This window comes from Streptomyces spinoverrucosus (assembly GCF_006539505.1).
In the GTDB taxonomy this organism is placed as follows: domain Bacteria; phylum Actinomycetota; class Actinomycetes; order Streptomycetales; family Streptomycetaceae; genus Streptomyces; species Streptomyces spinoverrucosus.
On the sequence record NZ_BJND01000025.1, the window covers coordinates 134,980 to 156,368 of the forward strand.

14 protein-coding genes and 1 pseudogene are annotated in these 21,389 nt (G+C 71.3%); 8 read left to right on the forward strand and 7 right to left on the reverse strand.

The features are described 5' to 3' along the window. The first annotated feature begins 80 nt into the window (after nt 1–80). The 3 genes from mgrA to SSP24_RS18895 all read left to right on the forward strand — a co-directional run bounded on the left by mgrA (nt 81) and on the right by SSP24_RS18895 (nt 4,362). Complete coding sequence (mgrA, locus tag SSP24_RS18885; RefSeq protein WP_141310814.1) at nt 81–1,070, forward strand: L-glyceraldehyde 3-phosphate reductase; 990 nt, start codon at nt 81–83, stop codon at nt 1,068–1,070. 473 nt (nt 1,071–1,543) lie between these two features. Continuing rightward, nucleotides 1,544–1,954: a hypothetical protein gene (locus SSP24_RS18890; RefSeq protein WP_141310815.1), complete on the forward strand. Its 411-nt coding sequence runs from the start codon at nt 1,544–1,546 to the stop codon at nt 1,952–1,954. Between the two features lie 71 nt (nt 1,955–2,025). Beyond that, complete coding sequence (locus SSP24_RS18895) at nt 2,026–4,362, forward strand: FHA domain-containing protein (RefSeq protein ID WP_141310816.1); 2,337 nt, start codon at nt 2,026–2,028, stop codon at nt 4,360–4,362. A 664-nt stretch (nt 4,363–5,026) separates the two neighbouring features. On the opposite strand, the pseudogene SSP24_RS18900 reads toward SSP24_RS18895, so the two are convergent. Further along, a pseudogene (locus SSP24_RS18900) lies at nt 5,027–5,227 on the reverse strand (ATP-binding cassette domain-containing protein); the annotation flags it as partial. 272 nt (nt 5,228–5,499) lie between these two features. Between SSP24_RS18900 and SSP24_RS18905 the strand changes: the two are divergent. Further along, nucleotides 5,500–7,383: a glycoside hydrolase family 5 protein gene (locus tag SSP24_RS18905; protein WP_141310856.1), complete on the forward strand. Its 1,884-nt coding sequence runs from the start codon at nt 5,500–5,502 to the stop codon at nt 7,381–7,383. Here SSP24_RS18905 and SSP24_RS18910 read toward each other — a convergent pair. From SSP24_RS18910 to SSP24_RS18920, 3 genes are all read right to left on the reverse strand, one after another. After that, nucleotides 7,380–8,642 carry a streptophobe family protein gene (locus tag SSP24_RS18910; protein ID WP_141310817.1) on the reverse strand — a complete coding sequence of 421 codons (1,263 nt, stop codon included), beginning with the start codon at nt 8,640–8,642 and terminating at the stop codon, nt 7,380–7,382. The genes SSP24_RS18905 and SSP24_RS18910 overlap by 4 nt on opposite strands. 194 nt (nt 8,643–8,836) lie before the next feature. Further along, nucleotides 8,837–9,514, reverse strand: coding sequence for an AIM24 family protein (locus tag SSP24_RS18915; RefSeq protein WP_141310818.1), 678 nt, complete (start codon nt 9,512–9,514; stop codon nt 8,837–8,839). A gap of 78 nt (nt 9,515–9,592) precedes the next feature. Beyond that, a complete protein-coding gene (locus SSP24_RS18920) occupies nt 9,593–10,948 on the reverse strand; it encodes a CAP domain-containing protein (protein ID WP_141310819.1) in 1,356 nt (451 codons plus the stop codon). A gap of 201 nt (nt 10,949–11,149) precedes the next feature. Between SSP24_RS18920 and SSP24_RS18925 the strand changes: the two genes are divergently transcribed. From SSP24_RS18925 to SSP24_RS18940, 4 genes are all read left to right on the forward strand, one after another. Continuing rightward, nucleotides 11,150–12,325, forward strand: a complete 1,176-nt coding sequence (locus SSP24_RS18925; RefSeq protein WP_141310820.1) for an ROK family transcriptional regulator — start codon at nt 11,150–11,152, stop codon at nt 12,323–12,325. A 44-nt stretch (nt 12,326–12,369) separates the two neighbouring features. Next, a complete protein-coding gene (locus SSP24_RS18930; protein ID WP_141310821.1) occupies nt 12,370–14,169 on the forward strand; it encodes an alpha-galactosidase D in 1,800 nt (599 codons plus the stop codon). A 63-nt stretch (nt 14,170–14,232) separates the two neighbouring features. Continuing rightward, nucleotides 14,233–16,608: a glycosyl hydrolase family 95 catalytic domain-containing protein gene (locus tag SSP24_RS18935; RefSeq protein ID WP_141310822.1), complete on the forward strand. Its 2,376-nt coding sequence runs from the start codon at nt 14,233–14,235 to the stop codon at nt 16,606–16,608. Beyond that, complete coding sequence (locus tag SSP24_RS18940) at nt 16,605–17,795, forward strand: SGNH/GDSL hydrolase family protein (RefSeq protein ID WP_373306807.1); 1,191 nt, start codon at nt 16,605–16,607, stop codon at nt 17,793–17,795. The genes SSP24_RS18935 and SSP24_RS18940 overlap by 4 nt, the downstream gene beginning before the upstream one ends. Nucleotides 17,796–17,819: 24 nt before the next feature. Here the strand turns inward: SSP24_RS18940 and SSP24_RS18945 are convergent, their stop codons facing one another. Genes SSP24_RS18945 through SSP24_RS18955 form a run of 3 tightly spaced genes read right to left on the reverse strand, consistent with a single transcriptional unit; the run spans nt 17,820 to nt 21,306 of the window. Continuing rightward, nucleotides 17,820–18,176 carry a UBP-type zinc finger domain-containing protein gene (locus SSP24_RS18945; protein WP_141310823.1) on the reverse strand — a complete coding sequence of 119 codons (357 nt, stop codon included), beginning with the start codon at nt 18,174–18,176 and terminating at the stop codon, nt 17,820–17,822. After that, entirely contained in the window at nt 18,173–19,633 is a 1,461-nt protein-coding gene (locus SSP24_RS18950) for an ATP-binding protein (RefSeq protein WP_141310824.1), read from the reverse strand. The genes SSP24_RS18945 and SSP24_RS18950 overlap by 4 nt, the downstream gene beginning before the upstream one ends. Beyond that, nucleotides 19,630–21,306 carry an NAD(P)/FAD-dependent oxidoreductase gene (locus SSP24_RS18955; RefSeq protein WP_141310825.1) on the reverse strand — a complete coding sequence of 559 codons (1,677 nt, stop codon included), beginning with the start codon at nt 21,304–21,306 and terminating at the stop codon, nt 19,630–19,632. Before SSP24_RS18955 ends, SSP24_RS18950 begins: the two co-directional genes overlap by 4 nt. Nucleotides 21,307–21,389: the final 83 nt, after the last annotated feature.

Below are 21,389 nucleotides of genomic sequence, written 5' to 3' on the forward strand. Positions count from 1 at the left end.
TTCTGTTGGACCACTGCCCGCAGGTCACGAAAGAGTGAGGGCCACACTGTCCCATCCGTGCCCACCCCTCTGGAGTCGCGTTGTACACGGCACACCCCGACCGCTACGCGGACATGCCCTACCGGCGTACCGGACGCAGCGGCCTCAAGCTCCCCGCCCTGTCGCTCGGCCTGTGGCACAACTTCGGCCCCGACCGGCCGGTCGAGACCCAGCGGGCCATCCTGCGCCGCGCCTTCGACCTCGGCGTCACCCACTTCGACCTGGCCAACAACTACGGCCCGCCGCCCGGCGCCGCCGAGTCCGCGTTCGGCGAGGCGCTCAAGGCCGACTTCGCGCCGTACCGCGACGAGCTGGTGATCTCCACCAAGGCCGGCTATCTGATGTGGCCCGGCCCGTACGGCGAGTGGGGCTCGCGCAAGTACCTGCTGTCGTCGCTGGACCAGAGCCTGAAGCGGATGGGCCTGGACTACGTCGACATCTTCTACTCGCACCGCCCGGACCCCCAGACTCCGCTGGAGGAGACGATGGGGGCCCTGCACTCGGCCGTCCAGCAGGGCAAGGCGCTCTACGTCGGCGTCTCGAACTACTCCCCGGAGCAGACCCGCGAGGCCGCCCGCATCCTGGGCGAGCTGGGCACCCCGCTCCTGATCCACCAGCCCCGCTACTCCATGCTCGACCGCCGCCCCGAGGACGGACTGCTGGACGCGCTGGACGAGCTGGCGGTCGGCTCGATCGCCTACTCGCCGCTGGAGCAGGGCCTGCTCACCGGCCGCTACCTCGACGGCATCCCGGAGGACTCGCGGGCCGCGAGCGACAGCCCGTTCCTGAACTCCGACGCGCTCACCGAGGAACTGGTCGGCCGGCTGCGCGCCCTCGACGACATCGCCAAGTCCCGCGGCCAGACGCTGGCCCAGATGGCCCTCGCCTGGGTCCTGCGCGGCGGCCGTGTGACCTCCGCCCTGGTCGGCGCGAGCAGCCCCCAGCAGCTGGAGGACAGTGTCTCGGCGATCGGCAACCTCGACTTCGACGCGGAGGAACTCTCCCGCATCGACGCCATCGCCCAGCCCTGACCCCCACCGATGCCCCCGTGCCCGGAGGCGAACCACCGCCTCCGGGCACGGCCGCATTGCGACGTATTCGGGCCAGACCACATACGTCCATCCGCCTTTACTCAGGCCCTTCGCAGGACGCCGGTGAATTTCCGCATCCGCGTTTCCGGTCGTCCCCCTGGCGGTCTCCCCGCACGGTGATCTAGGAAGTCTTCGATCCTCAGACCTCGTAAACCGGAAAAACTCATCGCGGAGTCTCTCACTCCGGTCCGGGCCGAAGATCCGCACCGTCCGGCCTGCGCGCCTCACCCGTAGCGTTCCGGCCAATACGCGCGGTGAATATGCCAGGAGACTGGCCGGAAAGGCATGGTGACAGTGGTTCAAGAGTGAAGATACTCGAATCTCAGGGACTCTCAGGGACTGTTTCACCGCACAGGAGCCGCACCGAAAGCGAGGCATCACCGCAAGCGGGCAACGCGACGGGGGAGGCGAACGTGCACGACGAATTCCTGTGCCATGTCACGGGGTACGGCGTCTGCGGCGGCCGGCGCATTGGCGTACCGCTCGGCACCTACCGGGCACCCACCCTGGCCCTCGCGCTGTGGTGGCTGCGCGACCGCGCCACCTGGATCGCGGAGCGGCTCGATCCGCAGCCCGGCGACGCGCCGTTCCCGCCGAACGCGCTGATTCCGGTCGGGGACTCAGTGGCGGATGTGCCGTCGGTGCTGCGCGCCTGGTGTGCTGACTTGGACCAGCAGGAGCTGATCGCCGACCAGTTGGCGGCCGGGCGGCTGGTCAGGATCGCCACCAGTGACGACACCACGGAGTACGAGCTGCTCGCCGAGTCCGTCGACGCCCTGCGGATGCAGCGCACCATCCCCGCGCTGGTCGTTCCCGTCGCCTGACACGTGCCATCGGCAGCCGCCGGGCTGTCATCAATCAGCGCACATGTGAGCGAATCGGTAGCATTTTGACCATGGCGGAGCGGCCTGTCGCATCGACGGCACCCGAACTCGTCGTGGAGACCGAGACGGGCTCCACCGTGATGAGCCCCGTCCGCGACTACCACGTCGGACGCGACCCGCACAGCGACATCGTCATCGACGACCCCCGCGTCTCCTGGCACCACGCGGTGCTGCGTCCCGTGGACGGCCACTGGACGCTGAAGGACGAGCACAGCACCAACGGCACCTACGCCGAAGGCCACCGGGTCCAGGAGTGGGACGTCGGCCCCGGCAGCGTCCTGCGCTTCGGCGATCCCACCAACGGCCCCCGCGCCGTCCTGGTGGGGCTCGCCGCTACCCCGGAGCGCCCCTCGGCGGTCCACCGGCCCGCCCGCACCCACACCTTCCGGAATCCCGCCTCGGTACGGCCGCTGCCCACCCATACGATCCGGATCGGCCGCGCCGAGGACAACGACCTGATCGTCGCCGACCTGGTCGTCTCCCGCCGGCACGCGGAACTGCGCGCGCACGCCGACGGGACGTACGAGATCATCGACCTCGACAGCCACAACGGCACCTACCTCAACGGGCAGCGCGTCACCAGAGCCCCGGTCGGCCCCGGTGACATCATCGGCATCGGCCACTCGGCGTTCTGCCTGGTCGGCGGCCAGTTGCAGGAGTACGTCGACACCGGCGAGATCTCCCTGGACGTACAGGACCTGACGGTGGCCGTCGACCGTGGGCGCAGGACGCTGCTGGACGGCGTGTCGTTCCCCGCACGGGAGAAGTGCCTGCTCGCGGTCGTCGGCCCGAGCGGCGCCGGCAAGTCCACACTGCTGGGCGCCCTGACCGGCCAGCGCCCCGCGGACCACGGCACCGTGCTGTACGACGGCCGAGACCTCTACCACGACTACGCCGAACTGCGACAGCGCATCGGACTGGTCCCGCAGGAGGACATCCTGCACACCCAGCTGACCGTCCACGCCGCCCTGTCCTACGCCGCCGAACTGCGGTTCCCGCAGGACACCGCCGAAGCGGAGCGGCGCGCCCGGGTCGACGAGGTGACCCGCGAACTCGGTCTGGAGCAGCGCGCCCACCAGCCCCTGCACAGCCTCTCCGGCGGGCAGCGCAAGCGGGTCAGCGTGGCCCTGGAGCTGCTGACCAAGCCGTCGCTGCTGTTCCTCGACGAGCCGACCTCCGGCCTCGACCCCGGCATGGACCGCTCGGTGATGCACACGCTGCGCGGCCTCGCCGACGACGGCCGGACCGTCATCGTCGTCACGCACAGCGTCCTCAGCCTCGACGTCTGCGACCGGCTGCTCGTCCTCGCCCCGGGCGGCAGGGTCGCCTACTACGGCCCGCCCGGCCACGCCCTCGCCTTCTTCGGCTTCACCCAGTGGCCGGAAGCCTTCGAGGCCTTCGAACACGACCAGGACCGGGACTGGGCGGGTGAGTACCGCGCCTCGCCCTTCCATCGGCACTACGTCGCCGGCGTCGGAGCCCGGCCCGAGGAGCCCGGCGAGGGCCCGGTCGCCGTGGGCCCGCCGCCCCGGCCGCGCGGCTGGGCCGCCCAGCTGGGCACGCTGGTCCGCCGCTACACGGCCGTGCTCAGCGCCGACCGCACCTTCCTCCTCGTCATGATCGCGCTGCCCTTCGTCCTGGGCGGCATGGCCCGCGCCCTCGCGGGTGGCGAGCTGGACCGCCGGTCGGCGATGAACACGCTGCTCATCCTCTGTGTCGGCGGGGTGCTCACCGGCGCCGCGAACGCGGTGCGCGAGATCGTCAAGGAACGTGTGATCTACCGGCGGGAGCGGGCCGTGGGCCTGTCCAGATCGGCGTACCTGACGTCCAAGGTCGTCGTGCTCGGCACGGTCACCGTGCTCCAGGCCGTCGTGCTGACCCTGGTCGCCCTGTACGGCGTCGACCTCAACGCGCCCGGCGGGCAGGGGGTGCTGATGCCGCCGTTGATCGAGATCGCGGTCGCTGTCGCCCTCCTGGCGTTCACGGCGATGATGCTCGGCCTGCTGATCTCCGCGCTGGTGCGCAGGGAAGAGGTGACGATGCCGCTGCTGGTGCTGCTCGCCATCGTCCAGGTCGTCTTCTGCGGCGCCCTGTTGCAGCTGGACGGCGTGCCGGGGCTGGAGCAACTGGCCTGGCTGGTCCCCGCCCGCTGGGCGTTCGCCGCGATGGCCGCCACCGTCGACCTGGGCCGGCTGTCCCCCGACGAGCTGAGCGGCGACCCGCTGTTCGCCCACACGGCCGGGGTGTGGCTGCTCGACACCGGCATGCTCGGCGCCCTCTCGGTGGTGTTCGGCTACGTCGTCCACGAACTGCTGCGCCGCCGCGAGCCCGCCGTGATGCGAAAGTAGCCGCCGCGCCCGCCGCTGCCGGTCCGGCCCGTGGAGCGGCACGGCGACTGGCGCCACATCCGGTACGCCAACGGCTGGACCGCGCGCTCGACGGCCACCGCTGATCGCCGTACTGCAGCACCCGCCGACCGAGAACGAGCCGCTGACCGCGACGGCCGACCCCGCGGGCTGCTGCTCGCCGTGCGGCGCGGTGGCTGGGGCTACTTCCGGTGCGCCGACGGCTGGGCCGCTTGGCTTGACGGCAGCCGCTGGTCGACGTACGGCAGGACCGGCCGACCGAGGACGAGCCGCTGACCGCGACGGCCGACCCCGCGGGCTGCTGCTCGCCGTGCGGCGCGGTGGCTGGGGCTACTTCCGGTGCGCCGACGGCTGGGCCGCTTGGCTTGACGGCCACCGCCGATCGCCGTACCACAGGACCCGCCGACCGAGGTCGAGCCGCTGACCCGCGACGGCCGCCCTCCAGCCCGCTGCTCGCCCGCGCCGAGCAGGAGGTGGCCTGCTCCCGCGCGGCCGTCGACGCGCCGATGGGGGCGCGGCCTCGACGGCGAGTCCTTCCGGACCGCACGCGCGGGCAGCGGATCGGCGTGGTGGTCGACGGGAAGCCCGTCCGGCTGTACGACGCCGAGGCCGAGCGGTGGGCGCATACCGACGGAACGCGGCTGTGGCCGGCGTCCGGCCGGTGCACCCCGGCGAGCGTCTTGATGAGGGTCGACTTGCCCGCGCCGTTCTCGCCGGCGAGGGCGTGCACCTCTCCGGGGAACAGCTCCAGGGACACGTCCCGCAGGGCGCGTACCGCGCCGAAGGACTTGGAGATGCCCTTGAGCGCCACTACCGGGGCCGGCCCCGTGTCGGACGGGTGGGTCATGAGGGGCTCCTCGACGACGCGGCGAGGGCGGCGAGGCGCCGAGTACCTACGCGACGGACGAGCACCACGCGGCAACCCGACAAGGAACTCGGCTGCGGCGGCACCGCGTCGTTCACCCGAGCCCGCGACCTGCGCCGGAACCGCACGGTCGCGCTCACGCCGCTCGCCCCACGACGCCAGCCGGTCCTCCCCGGCGAACCCGCCCCCGTTCAGGACTGGACCAATGACACACCGTCCCGCATGATGACGCTGCCATGACAACGCCGTCCGGGATGGTGACCGTGCGCGCAGCCTTCGTCAGGGCCACACTGGCCGCCGTACTGCTCCTTCTGCCCCTGGTGCAGGCGCCCCAGGCCGAGGCGGCCGTCGACTGGACCGCGCCGCTGAGCACCCGGGGCCGCTGGATCGTCGACGCCGACGGCGACCGCTTCAAGCTGCGGTCCGGCAACTGGCACGGCGCCAGCGGCACCTGGAACGGCTCCGGCAGTACGGCCGACGACGCCAACCACCACGCCGGTGAGAACTCCGGCCGGATCCCGCTCGGCCTGGACCGCGCGCCCATCGCCGAGATCATCGCCGGATTCCAGGAGATCGGGATCAACAGCATCCGCCTGCCCTTCTCCAACGAGATGATCCACGACACCGTCCCCGTCACGGACGACGCCGTCGCCGCCAACCCCGCCCTGCGCGGCATGACCCCGCTCCAGGTGTACGACGCCGTGGTCCGCGAACTGACCGCCGCCGGACTCGCGGTGATCCTCAACAACCACACCAACACCACCCGGTGGTGCTGCGGAGTCGACGGCAATGAACGCTGGAACGCCAGCCAGTCCACCGAGGCCTGGGAGAACGACTGGCTGTTCATGGCCCGCCGGTACCAGGACAACAAGCGTGTCGTCGGCGCCGACCTCTACAACGAGGTGCGCCGCAACGTCTGGGACGACCCCAACTGGGGCCTCGGCGACAACCACGACTGGTTCGCCGCCTCCCAGCGAGTCGGCGACCGCATCCTGACGGAGGCCAACCCCGACCTCCTGATCATCGTCGAGGGCATCAACTGGACCGGCATCCCCGTCGACGGCCTGCCGCACGAACGCCCCACCCTGGAGCCCGTACGCCGTCTCTCGCACACCCTCGTCGACTCCGGCAAGCTCGTGTACTCGGCCCACTTCTACGACTACACCGGCCCGAACCACAGCGGCGCCACCGGAACGGGCGAGACCAGCGACCCCCGCTACCGCGACCTCGCCCCGACCGAACTGATCGACGTACTGAACCGCCAGGCCTTCTACGTCACCGCCGAACAGGACCGGCACTTCACCGCGCCGGTCTGGATCAGCGAGTTCGGCATCGGCGGCCGGGAGGAGACCGGCGCCAAGCAGCGGGCCTGGTTCGAGAACTTCGTCGACCATCTGATCCGCACCGACGCCGACTTCGCGTACTGGCCACTCGTCGGCTGGCACGAGAACCGCAAGGGCAACGGCTGGGCGCTGCTGCACTGGGACGCCGCGGGCAACCGCATGGGGCTGTACGACGGTGACGACTGGCGGGCCCCCGCATGGACCCGGCTCATCGACGCGCCCGGCCGCACCGGACCGGTGGCGCCGGTGACGGAGTGGTCCATGCTCAGCCCCGACCACGGCGACTTCGATCAGTCCCGGCGGATGCGCGCCCTGCCCGACTGGGACCCGGGCGCCCGCAAGGCGGCCTGCCCCGACGGTCAGCGGCTGCTCGGCCTCAGCCACACCGGCAACCGCGGCCTGTGCTCGGACGTGTCCGGCTCGTGGCCCCCGGCCGGCGGACACGAGGTGGTCGTCGACGAGCGGCACGTCACGACGGGCAACGACTGGGCCACGGGCTACACCAAACTCCAGTGCGCCACCGGCCACTACCTGAGCGGCTACAGCGTCCGGGGCTCCGCCGTCTCCGCCGCCCTCTGCGCGTCCGCCCCGGCGGGTGAGCTCGGCACCAGTGGCCGTACCGTCTGGTTCGACCGCGGCGACAACCGGGGATCGACACCCAAGGGCGGTGACTTCGCGGTCGGTCACTACAAGGGGCAGTGCGCGGACGACGAGTACGCGGCCGGGATTGCGTACACGGGACGGGTGGGCTCATCGCGGACGCCGGACGCGTTGTACTGCCGGAAACTTGGCTAGGGCGTCGCGCCCCGCCGCCGTACCCTCTTCGCCAGCAGTCCGCCGAGCAGGCCGGTCACAAGCCCCCACAGCACGGCGAGCCCCAGCGCGATCCAGATCCGGGGCCGCAGGAACAGTTCACCGGCGAGGTCGCCGCCCAGGTCGCCGATGCCGAGGACGGACAGGCCGTAGGACGCGGAGATCCGGCCGACCAGGCAGATCATGAGCACGGTGAGCGCCAGCGCGACGGCCATGTGCACGGCATGCTGCCAGAGCCGCACCCGCGCCGGTGAACGGGCCGCCATCACGAACGCGGCCCCGAGCACCAGCACCGCCGCCACGACCACCAGCCACCACCACCGGCCGTCCTGCTCGGAGAGCGTGCCGACGTTGACGGCCTGGACCTCCGAGGAGCGCAGCACCTGGTCCAGCACGTGCGGCATCGGCAGCTCGAACGGGCCTTCCACCCGGCCGTCCCAGGTGGCGCCCAGGCCGAGGGTGAGCCCGAGCCACACCAGGTTCGGCAGCCCGAGCAGCAGCACGGCGAAGGTCTCGACGGCATGCCCACGGGTCGCCGCGACGATCAGGCCGATGACAAACCCCAGTACGACGTAGGCGAGCAGCAGGACGACCATCGCGTACGCGGCCGGACGCACCGATTCCTGAAAGCGCAGCAGCCGGCCCGGCAGCGGGGCGCCGCGCGAGACCAGCAGGGCCAGCGCCAGCACACCCACCAGCCACAGCAGACCGAAGAACAGGGACAGCGGTACGTCCGTGGTGAAGCCGATCTCCGGCGTGAGACCCAACAGATCACCGATGTCAGTGATCGCACCCTCGCCGAGCGAGATCCGGAAGGTCTGCCGGGCCCCGAGGGCCAGTCCGAGCAGGCCCAGCAGCCACAGGACGGCCACCTTCCCGGCCCACGCGCCCAGCTCCCCGGCACCCGCCACCGCCCGGTGCCGCAGCGGTCGCAGGAAACCCGCGGCGATCACCAGCGCGCCGACCAGCGTCACGGACAGCGGGATCACGCTCAGCCCCGCCGCCGTCTCGGCGAGGCCTCCGACATCTCCCGACAGCTCGACGACACCGCCCACCGACGTCACGACGGTCGCCGCGACCACCCGGGGAAACGCCCCGTCCGGCAGATCCGCCGCCCCGGCCGCCCACAGGCCCAGCGCGGCGGTGACCCCCATGGCGACCAGCCCGGCCAGCACCACGACCACGGCCTGCACCCAGCCGGGACGGGACAGTGCCTGGTCGGAGAGGGCCCGCGCGCTCACCCTGCCACGCTAAGCAGCACCGGCCCCGGGCGCGCGCCGGGAGGTCCGTCCGCGCTCGCAGGCACCCCTCAGATGGAGGGCCGCCGCGCCGGGCTGCCCCGCCCGTTCGGCGGCCCTCAACCGCTCGGCGTCAGCGGCAGAAGACCCACCCTGGCCACCCGAGAGGCCAAGGCGTCACTGTTGGCCCACTGCCCTCAGTGCTGCTGGGCCTTCTGGGGGGTCGCCTCGCTCGGTCGTACGACGACGTATCCCTCTCCCTGGAGCACGAGTTGTACGGCCTCCCCGGAACCGCCGCGCAGCATCGACCCGATGGACTGCGAGCGGTGCAGGGACGTCTGCAGACCTGCGGTCCAGCCGACGACCGCGTCCGTGTCGACGTACACCGGATACTGCGCCGAGACAGGGATGACCAGCGGGTTGCCGTCACACACCAGCCCGAGCCTGCCCTGTCCGCTGAAGACGCTGTTGAACAGCCCGCCGCCGGTGATGCCCGCCCCCTTCACCGTGGCGATCCGGTACGACAACGAGGCGTCGAAACACAGGACGTTGCGGCCGTTGACCGTGAACTCCTCGCCCGGCTCGATGTCGACCACGAAGCAGTTCTGCGCCTCGTGCGCGAACCAGGCCTCGCCCTGGCCGCGCACCGCCATGAGGGGCAGCCCCTCGCCCGTGACCGCGCGCTTGAGCATGCCGCCCACGCCCTGGCCCTTGCGTTCGAATGTGAGGTTGCCGCGGTAGGCGATCATCGCGCCCTGCCGGGCCAGCATCTCGCCGTTGACCGCGTACCTGATGCACTTGGCGTTCTCGACGGTCATGCCCGGCGCCTGCGCGGGCTGGACCATGTGCTCGCTGGAAAAGAGGTCACCCTTCATGCGGGCATCCTGTCCGGTGTATGTCGTTCTGCCAACATTGCCGGGCGAACTGCGGGCGGCGTGCCCGCGTGTCGCCACTCACCCGCCGCCGAAGAGCTGGGTCCAGTACGTCCCCGCCCGGCCGCCGCCGACGAAACCGATGCCGATGTGCGTGAAGCCGGGCTTGAGGATGTTGGCGCGATGACCTGGGCTGTTCATCCAGCCGGTCACCACCTCGGTGGGGGAGCGCTGGCCGCAGGCTATGTTCTCGCCGATCGAGCGGCGGGTGGAGCCCGCGGCGGCGGCTCGGTCCCAGGGTTGGCTGCCGTCGGGTGCGGTGTGGGAGTAGAAGTCCCGGGCCACCATGTCGGCGCTGTGCGCCTGCGCGGCCCTGGTCAGCACCGGGTCGGGGGCCAGGGGCGGCAGACCGGCGCGGGCGCGTTCGTGGTTGGTGAGGTCGATGACGTCGGCTGCCGTGCGGGTGAGGTCGGCGGGGGTGAGCGGTTTGGCCCACAGAGCGGTCCAGTAAGTGGTCCCGGAGCGGCCACCGTTGGCCTGGGCCAGTCCGGCGTGTGTGAATGTCGGGTCGTGGAGCGTGCGGCGGGGGCCGTCCGTGCGCAGGCAGTAGTCCATGAACTCGGTGGGCGTGCGCGGGCCGGAGACCAGGTGCTCGCCGATGGTGATGTACGGGTATCCGGCGGCGGTCACGCGCTGGTAGACGGCGACACCGTCCCGGCTCTCCACGCCGAGTCGGCCCGCGGCCGCCATCGCCGAGGCGTGCTGCTGGGCGGCGGTGGTGAGGCGGGCGTCGAGGGAGACGGGTGGCGAACCGGCCTGGGCGCGGGCGGAGTTGATGAGGGGGAGGTAGCCGTGGGGGTCGGGGGCGGACGGTGGGTGGGGTGTGGCAGTGAGGCGCGTGGCGTTCACCGGCCCGGTGGTGGTGGGGGTGCCCGCCGAAAAGGCCGACGGCGTGTCGTCGTCCAGTACGTCCACGCCGAAGTCGCGGGCCAGGCCCGCCAGTCCGTCGGCGTACCCCTGTCCGAGGGCACGCACCTTCCAGCCCGCGCCGCGCCGGTACAGCTCGGCGAGCAGGAGGACCGTCTCCTGGCCGGGGCGCGGGGGAGTGAACCGGGCGAGGTGGCGGCCGCCGGGATCGGTCACGAGCAGCGTGGGGACCGGCAGACCGCCCAGCGGCGTGCCGGGGTCGGCGGGGCTGACGACGACCGTGACGCGGGTGGCTCCGGCGCGCAGCCGCCCCGGGTCGACAGTGAGCGTGTCGCCGCGCAGGACGGCTCCCGGCACGGACGGCTGGTTGTAGAACACGAAGTCGCCGTCGCCGCGCACCTTGCCGTCGTCGTCGGTGATGAGCGCGGACACGTCGAAGGGGCCGGGAACCCGCACGGTCAAGGCGCCGCCAGGGAGCGGCAGATTGCCTCCGGGGACCAACTCACTCATGGCGCCGCCCTGCTGGTGGGGTGTCGACGGGACAACGTGCACCGGTGGGCGGCGGTTCCCAGCGGCACAACCCCTTCGAACAGCCGTCAAACCCTGTGGTGGGCCATGCATTTGAAAGAACTCGGGGTGGATCGAATCAACCTTCTGTTGATTCCTGCTTCTTTCATTGACAGCGGAAAATAAGGCGCCTAGGTTCCCGCCATGCCCCCGAGCTCCCGCCCCGAGGTGTTCCCGGTCCATACACCGGCCGCCTCGCAGATCTTCACCACCGTGCTGTCCCACGGCCCCCTCACCCGCTCCGAGATGGCCGGGCGGACCGGGCTGTCCGCCGCCGCGGTGACCAAGGCGGTCCGGCCGCTGATCGAGGCCGGATACCTGGTGGAGGACGTCGACGAGGAGGCCCGCCGCGCGCTCGGGCGGCCCGCGAACCCGGTGCGGGTCGACGGCGGGCGGGCCCTGTTCCTCGGCGTCAAGGTGACCGGCGACGAACTCATCGGCGTCCTCACCGACCTGTGCTGCCGCATCCGCGTCGCCCGGCACCTGCCGCTGACCGACCGCGACCCCAAGCCGGTGCTGGCGCAGATCGCGGAACTGGTGCGGGAGTTGCTCACCGAGGCGGACGGCTTCGGCGTACGGGTACGGGGCCTCGGTCTCGCCGTCTCCGGTGACGTCGACCGCGCGGCGGGAGCCGTCCGCTACTCGCCGTTCCTGGAGTGGCGGGACGTACCGCTCGCCGAACTCGCCGCCATGACCACCGGATTGCCGGTCACCGTCGACAACGACGTACGGGCCCTGACCGTCGCCGAGCAGTGGTTCGGCGCCGGAGTGGGGCTGTCCGACTTCGCCGTGGTGACGGTCGGCGCGGGCATCGGCTGCGGCCTCGTCGTGCACGGGCAGGTCGTCGCCGGGGCGCACGGTGTGGCCGGTGAGATCGGGCACGTGGCCATCGACCCGGCCGGCCCGCTGTGCCACTGCGGCAACCGGGGCTGCGTCGAGGCCATCGCCGGGGAGGAGGCGATCGTCGCCGCAGTCGGGGAGGCGGCGGGCGTCCAGGTCGCCGACGCCGCCGAGGCCCTGGCCTTCGCGCACCGGGGCGATGCCGGGGCCCGCGCGGTGTACGCGCGCGCGGGCGAGGCGATCGGCCGGGGCATCGCCACCGTGGCCAACCTCCTCGGACCCGAGCTGGTGATCATCTCCGGCGAGGGGCTGGCCGCCTACGACCTGTTCGCCGAGCAGATCCGCGACGCCTTCGCCGCGGCCGCGTTCGGCTCCGCCGCGCAGTGCGCCGTACGGACCCGCCCGCTGCCCTTCGAGGAATGGGCACGCGGCGCGGCGGCCACCGCGATCCAGAGCTTCATCACCACGGACCAGAACTAGCCCCACCAACCCGCAGCTGCACCAACCCCCAGGAGGTACGACCCATGCGGTCACCCTCGTACTCCGTCCTGCCCGCACGCGGCCTGAGAACCGTCGTCGTCCTGGCCCTCACGGCGGGCCTCGCGACAGCCATCCCGCAGGCGCAAGCCCAATCGGACGACACGCCCCTGGCCGCCAAGCCCTACATGGGCTGGTCGAGTTGGAGCATGCAGTCGTCGAAGTACCCGGGCCTCAACCCGGACGGCGACTACAGCTACCTCACCGAGGCGAACGTGCTGAAGCAGGCCGACGCGATGGCCCAGAAGCTGAAGCGGTACGGCTACGAGTACGTCAATATCGACGCCGGCTGGTGGCGCGACAAGGCGTGGAAGCCCTCCTTCGACGCGTACGGCCGCCAGAAGGCCGACCCGGTCCGCTTCCCCCGGGGCATGAAGGCGGTCGCCGACCACATCCACGCCAAGGGGCTCAAGGCGGGGATCTATCTGCCCGTCGGTCTGGAGAAGGAGGCGTACGGCGACGGCAAGGTGCCGATCTGGAACGCCGACGGCTGTACCACCGCCGACATCGTGTACGACGACCTGCGCACGACCAACGGCTGGGACAGCGCCTACAAGATCGACTTCTCCGATCCCTGCGCGCAGAAGTACATCGACTCCCAGGCCCAGCTCTTCGCCGACTGGGGCTACGACTTCCTCAAGCTCGACGGCGTCGGCCCGGGCTCCTTCAAGAGCGGCGACAACTACAACAACGTCGCCGACGTGGCCGCCTGGCAGAAGGCCATCGCAGCCACCGGACGCCCGATCCATCTGGAGCTGTCCTGGTCCCTGGACATCGGGCATGTCGAGGACTGGAAGAAGTACTCCAACGGCTGGCGCATCGACACCGACGTCGAGTGCTACTGCAACACCCTCGTCACCTGGGAGAACTCCGTCGCCGACCGCTGGGACGACACCCCCGCGTGGACCCGGCACGCGGGCCCGGGCGGCTGGAACGACCTGGACGCCCTCAACGTCGGCAACGGCGAGATGGACGGCCTGACCAAGGCCGAACGGCAGAGCTACGCCACCCTGTGGGCCATCGCCAAGTCCCCGCTGTTCACGGGCGACGACCTCACCCGCCTCGACTCCTACGGCGTCTCCCTGCTGACCAACCGCGAGGTCATCGCCGTCAACCAGGGCGACACCCCGCCCGCGAAACTGCTCACGCCGTCCGACCCGCAGCAGGTCTGGGCGGCGAAGAACCCCAACGGCACGTACACCGTCGCCCTGTTCAACCTCGCCGACTCCCCGGCCGCCGTCACCGCCGACTGGGGCATGCTCGGCTTCGCCGGTAAGGCGAGCGTCCGCGACCTGTGGAACCACGAGAACCTGGGCACGTACCGGAAGGGCATCACCCAGGCCCTGCCCGCCCACGGCTCCCGCCTCTTCACCATCACCCCGCGCGGCACCGCCGTCCCCACGACCGCCTACGAGGCCGAGTCCCCGGCCAACACCCTCGGCGGCCACGCCTCCGTCGCCGACTGCTCCGCCTGCTCCGGTGACCGCAAGGTCGGCAACCTCTACCTCGGCGGCAAGCTCACCTTCAACGACGTGGTCGTCGACAAGGCGGGCACCTACCAGATCAAGGTCGCGTACGTCAGTGGCGACCCGCGCTCGCTCGACGTCTCCGCCAACTCGGGCGGCGCCACCCGCCACAAGTTCGCGTCCACCGGCGACTGGGGGACGGTCGACACCGTCAGCGTGCCGGTGAAGCTGAAGGCGGGCGCGAACACGATCACGTTCGACAGCGGGTCGGGCTACGCACCGGACATCGACCGGATCGACGTACCGAAGTCCTCCTCCTGACCCCTCCCGGGGGGCCCGGCCCTGCGCCGGGCCCCCCGCCCCCGACGTCCTTCGGAGCCGCACATGGACCCCCGCTCTCCCGACCCCAGCAGAAGAACCCTGCTCTCCGTCGCCACGACGGGCTCGCTCGCCGCCGCCCTCGGTGGCCTGCCCGCCTTCACCGCCTCCGCAGCCCCGCAGCGCCCCACCACCTCGCCGCTCCTGACCGGTTCGGACCGCGACGGACTGTGGTGGCAGGCCCCCGGCGACGAGGGCTCGCTCATCGAACAGGGCCTGCCGGTCGGCAACGGCCGCCTCGGCGCCCTCGCGAGCAACGACCCCGGCCGCGAACTGCTGCTCATCACCGACGCCACGATGTGGACCGGCGGCCTCAACGACACCCTCGACGCCGACGGACAGTTCCCCTACGGCCGCGCCGACTTCGGCTCCTTCACCCTGCTCGCCCGGCTCACCGTCGACATCCCCGACCACGACCTGTCCGCCGTCACCGGCTACCGCCGCACCCTCGACCTCGCCCAGGGCGTGGTGGCCTGCTCGTACGTACGCTCGAAGGTCACGTATCGGCGGCAGGTGTTCGCCAGCCGCCCGGACGACGTGATCGTCCTGCACTTCACGCAGAGCGGTGGCGGCACCTACACCGGCACCATCACCCTGGAGGGCACCCACGGCGAAACCCCGTCAGGGGCGGAGTCCTTCGGGGCGTCCTTCCCCAACGGGCTGCGCTACGGCGCCGCCGTCCGGGCCCACAGCAGGGGCGGCCGCGTCGCCGTGAACGGCTCCCGGATCGACTTCACCGGGTGCAGGGAACTCACGGTGGTCGTCAGCGGCGGCACCAACTACGCGCCCGACGCCACCACCGGCTACCGCGATCCGTCGCTCGACCCCGAGCGGCTGGCCCGTACGAAGGTACGCGCCGCCGCGACCCACTCGGCGGGCACACTGCTGCGCACCCACGTCGCCGACTATCGCGACCTGTACGGCCGACAGGAGCTCTCCCTGGGCGAGTCGGCCGCCGACCAGCGGGCGCTGGACACGTGGGAGCGGCTGAAAGCGCGCTTCCGTGACGGGGTGCCCGATCCCGAACTGGAGGCCGCCTACCTCCAGTTCGGCCGCTACCTGATGATCTCCGGTTCGCGCGGCAGTCTGCCCCTGAACCTCCAGGGGCTGTGGCTCGACGGCAACGATCCGGACTGGATGGGCGACTACCACACCGACATCAACATCCAGATGAACTACTGGATGGCCGACCGCACGGGCCTGTCCCCGTGCTTCGACACGTTCACCGACTACTGCCTCGCCCAGCTCCCGTCCTGGACCGAGCTCACGCACCGGCTCTTCAACGACCCGCGCAACCGCTACCGCAACTCCACGGGCAAGGTCGCCGGTTGGACGGTCGCCTTCTCCACCAACCCGCACGGCGGCAACGGCTGGTGGTGGCACCCGGCGGGCAATGCCTGGCTGTGCAACAGCCTGTACGAGCACTACGAATACACCCAGTCGCGGGAGCATCTGGCGAGGATCTACCCGCTGCTCAAGGGCGCCTGCGAGTTCTGGGAGGCGCGGCTGCTGACCACCACGCTCCCCGGCACCTCCAAGGAGGTGCTCATCGCCGACAGCGACTGGTCGCCCGAGCACGGCCCGCAGGACGCCAAGGGCAACACCTACGCCCAGGAGATGGTGTGGGCGCTGTTCGGCAACTTCTGCGTCGCGGCCGCCGAGCTGAAGAAGGACACCGGCTACGCCGACACCATCGCGGGCCTGCGCAAGAAGCTGTACCTGCCCGAGGTGAGCCCGAAGACGGGCTGGCTCCAGGAGTGGATGTCGCCGGACAACCTGGGCGACACGACCCACCGGCACCTGTCCGGTCTCGTCGGCCTGTTCCCCGGCGACCGCATCCGCCCCGACGGCTCCACCCCGAAGGACATCGTCGACGGCGCCACCGCACAGCTCATCGCGCGCGGCATGAACAGCTTCGGCTGGGCGAACGCCTGGCGCGCGCTGTGCTGGGCCCGGCTGAAGGACGCCGACAGGGCCTACCAGCTCATCGTGAACAACCTCCGCCCGTCCACCGGCGGCGGCAACGGCACCGCGTTCAACCTCTTCGACATCTACGAGACTCAACCGGGCCGCGGCATCTTCCAGATCGACGCCAACTTCGGCACCCCGGCCGCGATGATCGAGATGCTCCTGTACTCCCGCCCGGGCCACCTGGAACTCCTCCCGGCCCTTCCGGACGCCTGGGCAGCCTCCGGTCACGTCACGGGCGTCGCCGCGCGGGGCGGCTTCGTCGTGGACCTCCACTGGCGGGACGGGAAGCCGACCTCGGTCCGGCTCCGTAGCGTCGGGGGCCGGACCACTGTGGTGGCGTACGGGGAAGTCTCCCGGACGGTGACGCTGAAGCCCGGCGAGTCCGTCACGCTGAAGGGCTTCGCCCGGTGACCGGCCGTGTGGCGCGGCTGATCACCGGCCTGCTGGTGGTTTCGGCGCTGCAGGGCACGGTGACGGCAGCGCAAGCAGCGCCTGCCCGGCACGACGTCGTCACCTGGGGCGCCAGTGCCGACCGCATGGGCGACGCCGTCGCCGACCGCAGCTACCGGCTGGTCGTCCGCACCAGCGTCGGCGGCGACAACCTGCGGATCCGGCTCTCCAACGCCTTCGGGGACCGGCCGGTGACCTTCGACAGCGTCTACGCCGGCATCCAGCGGGTGGGCGCCGAACTGGTGCCCGGCAGCAACCGGCGGCTGACCTTCGGCGGCTCGCGGACCGTCACCGTCCCCGCGGGCGCCACCGCCTACAGCGACCCGCTGCCCGGCAAGGTCGCCGCCGCCGCGAACCTCGTGATCAGTCTGCACAGCCCCGACGCGGCGGGACCGGCGACGGGCCACGGGATGGCCATGCAGACGTCGTACGCGGCCCAGGGCGACCACACCGCCGAGGTGGGCGCCGCCAACTGGACCGACACCATCGGCTCCTGGTTCTACCTCGACGCCGTCACGGTCCGCACGAGCACCGCGACGGGTGCCGTGGTCGCGCTCGGCGACTCCATCACCGACGGCTGGCAGTCCAGCACCGACCTCAACCGCCGCTGGCCCGACTACCTCGCCCGCAGACTCCGGGCGACGGCCGGGTCGACGGTGCAGGGCGTGGCCAACGAAGGGATCTCCGGCAACAAGGTCCTGGCCGACGGCGCCGGGCAGAGCGCCCTCAACCGGCTGGAGCGGGACGTGCTGTCCCACCCCGGTGTCCGCACGGTCTTCCTCTTCGAGGGCGTCAACGACATCAAGGCCCACACGGGCGTCACAGCCGAGGATCTCATCGCCGGATACCGGGAGATCATCGACCGGGCGCACGCGGCGGGCAAGTGCGTCGTCGGCGCCACCGTCGGCCCCTTCAAGGGCTGGTCCGAATGGGACCCCGCCGCCGAAGCCGTACGCCAGGAGGTCAACACCTTCATCCGCGACAGCGGGGAGTTCGACGCCGTCACCGACTTCGACCGCATCCTGCGCAATCCCTACGACCCCGAGCGGATCATGCCGTTCTTCGACAACGGCGACCACCTGCACCCCAACGACAAGGGGATGCAGGCGCTCGCCGACGCCGTCGACCTCAAGAGCCTGGAGTGCTAGCAGTCACCCCGAGTCTCTGAGCCCTCAACCCCGCAACGTCCGAGCCCAGTCCGCAGGAACCCGCCCGGCCGGACCCGGCGCCGGCTGGTCGGCGGGATGGCTCACCGGCGGCGCCAGCTCGGGCCCGGCCTCGTACATCTGCCCTGTCGCGAAGTTCCAGAACCACTCCTCACCCGGCTCGAAACTCCGCATCAGCGGATGCCCCGTGGCCTTGTAGTGCGCGCTGGCGTGCTGGGCGGGTGAGGAGTCGCAGCAGCCGATGTGCCCGCACTGCGCGCAGCGCCGCAGATGGAACCACCACCCCCCGGCCTCGTCGCACTCCACGCACCCCGCGCCGCTGGGCGGCACGCTCGGGTCGATACCGCTGATGTCACTGGTCATGCCGACTCCTCGGGGGCCGTCTCGTCCTCGGTGGCGGTGAGCGGAAGCAGCACCTGGAACCGCGTGTCGCCCGGCACGGACTCGACGTGGAGGCTGCCGTGATGCTTGTTGACCACGATCCGCCAGGAGATGTCCAGGCCGAGCCCGGTGCCCTCGCCCACCGGCTTGGTGGTGAAGAAGGGGTCGAAGATGCGGTCCCGGATCTCCGGCGCCACCCCGGGACCGGTGTCGCGGAACTCCACCAGCAGCCGGTCGTGATCGAGCCCCGTGCGCACGGTCAACGCCCCTTCGCCGCCCGCGCTGTTGATCGCGGCGACCGCGTTGTCGATCAGGTTGGTCCACACCTGGTTGAGCTCCGCCGGGTAGGCGGGGATCTTCGGGAGCGTACGGTCGTAGTCCTTGACGACCTTGATCCGCTGCCCGATCTTGCCCGACAGCATCAGCAGGGTGCTGTCGAGGAGTTCGTGCACGTCGGCCATCCGGTAGGGGGCGCGGTCGAGCTGCGAGTACTGCTTCGCCGCGTCCACCAGCTGCGAGATCCGGGTCGTGGAGTCCTGGATCTCGTCCATCAACAGCTCGGTCTCGACCGTGTAGTTGAGCCACCCGATCGCGCTCGGCAGTATCTCCTCGTCCACGGCCGCCGCGACCTGGTCCAGCCAGTCCAGGTCGAGCCCGGCCTGCACGAAGGTGGGCGCGAGCCGCCAGCCGTCGGGGATGCCGTGGTCGTCGAGCCAGTCGGCGAGCGCGTCCTCGCGGTCCGACGCCTCCAGCGGACTCAACGAAGGCGCCTTGGCGACGCGTTCGGCCGTGCGGTCCTGGATCTCGATCAGACTCGCCAGGGCCTCGCGCGAGTACGTGCCCGCGGAGATGATGCTGAGCTTGTGCCGCATCTTCGCCACCCGCTCCTGCAACGTCGCGGTCGCCCGTACGGCCGCGGCCGCCGGGTTGTTGAGCTCATGGGTGAGCCCGGCCGACAACGAACCAAGCGCCAGCAGCCGTTCGCGCTGGCCGACCATCCGCTGGGTGTTCTTCGAACCGAAGAAGAGCCCCTCCAGCAGGTGGACCGCCATCGGGAACCACTCCTGCATGATGGCGGCGAACGTGTCGGCGGGCAGCACGAAGAACCGGGTCGGCTCGGTCACCCGCATCGAGTTGTTGTAGACCTGCCGGACACGGTCGCCGATGTACGCCTGCATGGCCCCGGCGTACACCCCGCGCTGCGAGGTGCGGGTGACCTCCACGTCGTCCCCGCCGACCCGCCGCGACAGCACGACCGTGCCTTCGATCATCACGTAGAAGCAGGTGGCGGGCTCGCCCTCGGTGTACACCGGCCCGGGCTCGAACCGCTGCACCTGTCCGTCCGCGCACAGCCGTCCGAGCTGTTCGGGGCTGAGCTTCTCGAACAGGAACAGGGAGCCGATCTCCTCGGCGTTGCACGGCATCGGCTGACCGCTCATGACTGCTCCAGATAACGGTGGACGAGCATCACGGCCATGGCTCCCTCCCCGACGGCGGAGGCGACCCGCTTCGCGGACTCGGCACGCGCGTCGCCCGCCACGAACACGCCGGGGACATTGGTCTCCAGGTGGTACGGCGGCCGGTCCAGCTCCCAGTCGGCCGGCGGCCGCCCGTCGGGCGTGAGGTCGGGGCCCGCCAGGATGAACCCGCGTTCGTCACGCAGCACCGTGCCGTCCAGCCAGTCGGTCAGCGGGGCCGCGCCGATGAACACGAACAGCCACTGAGCGTCGACCAGTTCGGTCTGCCCGGTCGCCGCGTCGCGCAGCGTCAGCTGCTCCAGGTGGTCGGAGCCGTGCGCGGCCTCGACCACCGTGCCGCAGCGCACAGAGATGTTCGGCGCCTGCTCGATCTGCTGGATGAGGTAGTAGGACATCGACGCGGACAGCGACGACCCGCGCACCAGCAGGGTGACCGACTTCGCGCCCCGGGCCAGGTACATCGCCGCCTGCCCCGCCGAGTTGGCGCCGCCCACGATGTACACGTCGTGGCCCTGGCAGGCCGCCGCCTCGGTCAGCGCCGAGCCGTAGTACACCCCGCAGCCGCTCAGGTCGTCGCAACCCTGCGCCTGAAGCTGCCGGTACTGCACACCGGTCGCCAGGATCACGCTGTGCGCGGCGATCGCCGAGCCGTCCGCGAACCGTACGACCCGAGCGGCCCCGTTGACCTCAAGTCCCGTCACCTCGCGCGCGGTGAGGATCTCGGCGCCGAATCTGGTCGCCTGCCGCCGCGCCCGGTCGGTGAGCTGCGCGCCCGACACGCCGTCGGGGAAGCCCAGGTAGTTCTCGATGCGCGAGCTCTGCCCGGCCTGCCCGCCGGTCGCCGACCGCTCCACGAGCACCGTCCGCAGCCCCTCCGACGCCCCGTACACGGCCGCGCCGAGCCCGGCCGGGCCGCCGCCGATGACGACCAGGTCGTAGAAGTCGGCGGTCGGTGTCGTCGCCAGCCCCACGTGGGCGGCGAGCTCGGGGGCCTCCGGCTCGACCAGCGGCGTGCCGTCCGGCGTGATCACCAGCGGCAGCCGCTGCCCGTCCGCCCCGGCGGCGGCCAGCAGCCGCCGGCCCTCGGGCTCGTCGGCCGAGTACCAGCGGTACGGCACCTGGTTGCGGGCCAGGAACTCCCGTACGTCCGTGGAGCGCGCCGACCAGCGGTGCCCGACGACCTTGGTGCTGGGCACGGGCCGGTAGTCGCTGCGCCGCCACGCGTCCAGCAGATCGTCCAGGACCGGGTAGAGCTTCTCCTCGGGCGGGTCCCACGGCTTGAGGAGGTAGTGGTCGAGATCGACGACGTTGATCGCGTCGATCGCCGCGTTGGTGTCCGCGTACGCGGTCAGCAGCACCCGTCGCGCGCCCGGATACACGTCCAGGGCCTGCTCCAGGAACTCGATGCCGTTCATCTGCGGCATCCGGTAGTCGGCCAGGACCACCGCCACCAGGTCGCCACGCAGCTTCAGCTCGCGCAGCGCCTGCAGCGCGGACTCGCCGGACTCCGCGCGCACGATCCGGTACGACTCGCCGTAGCGCCGCCTGAGATCGCGGGCGACGGCACGGGAGACTCCCGGGTCGTCGTCCACGGTCATGATGACGGTCCGCGCTGCGTCGGCGGCCTGTGCCATACGTCTCCCACCCCGAGCGGTCGGTGTCAGGGCACGGCGGCCCCGTTGTCACCGCGCCGGTCCGGCCATCGTATGTGCGTTCG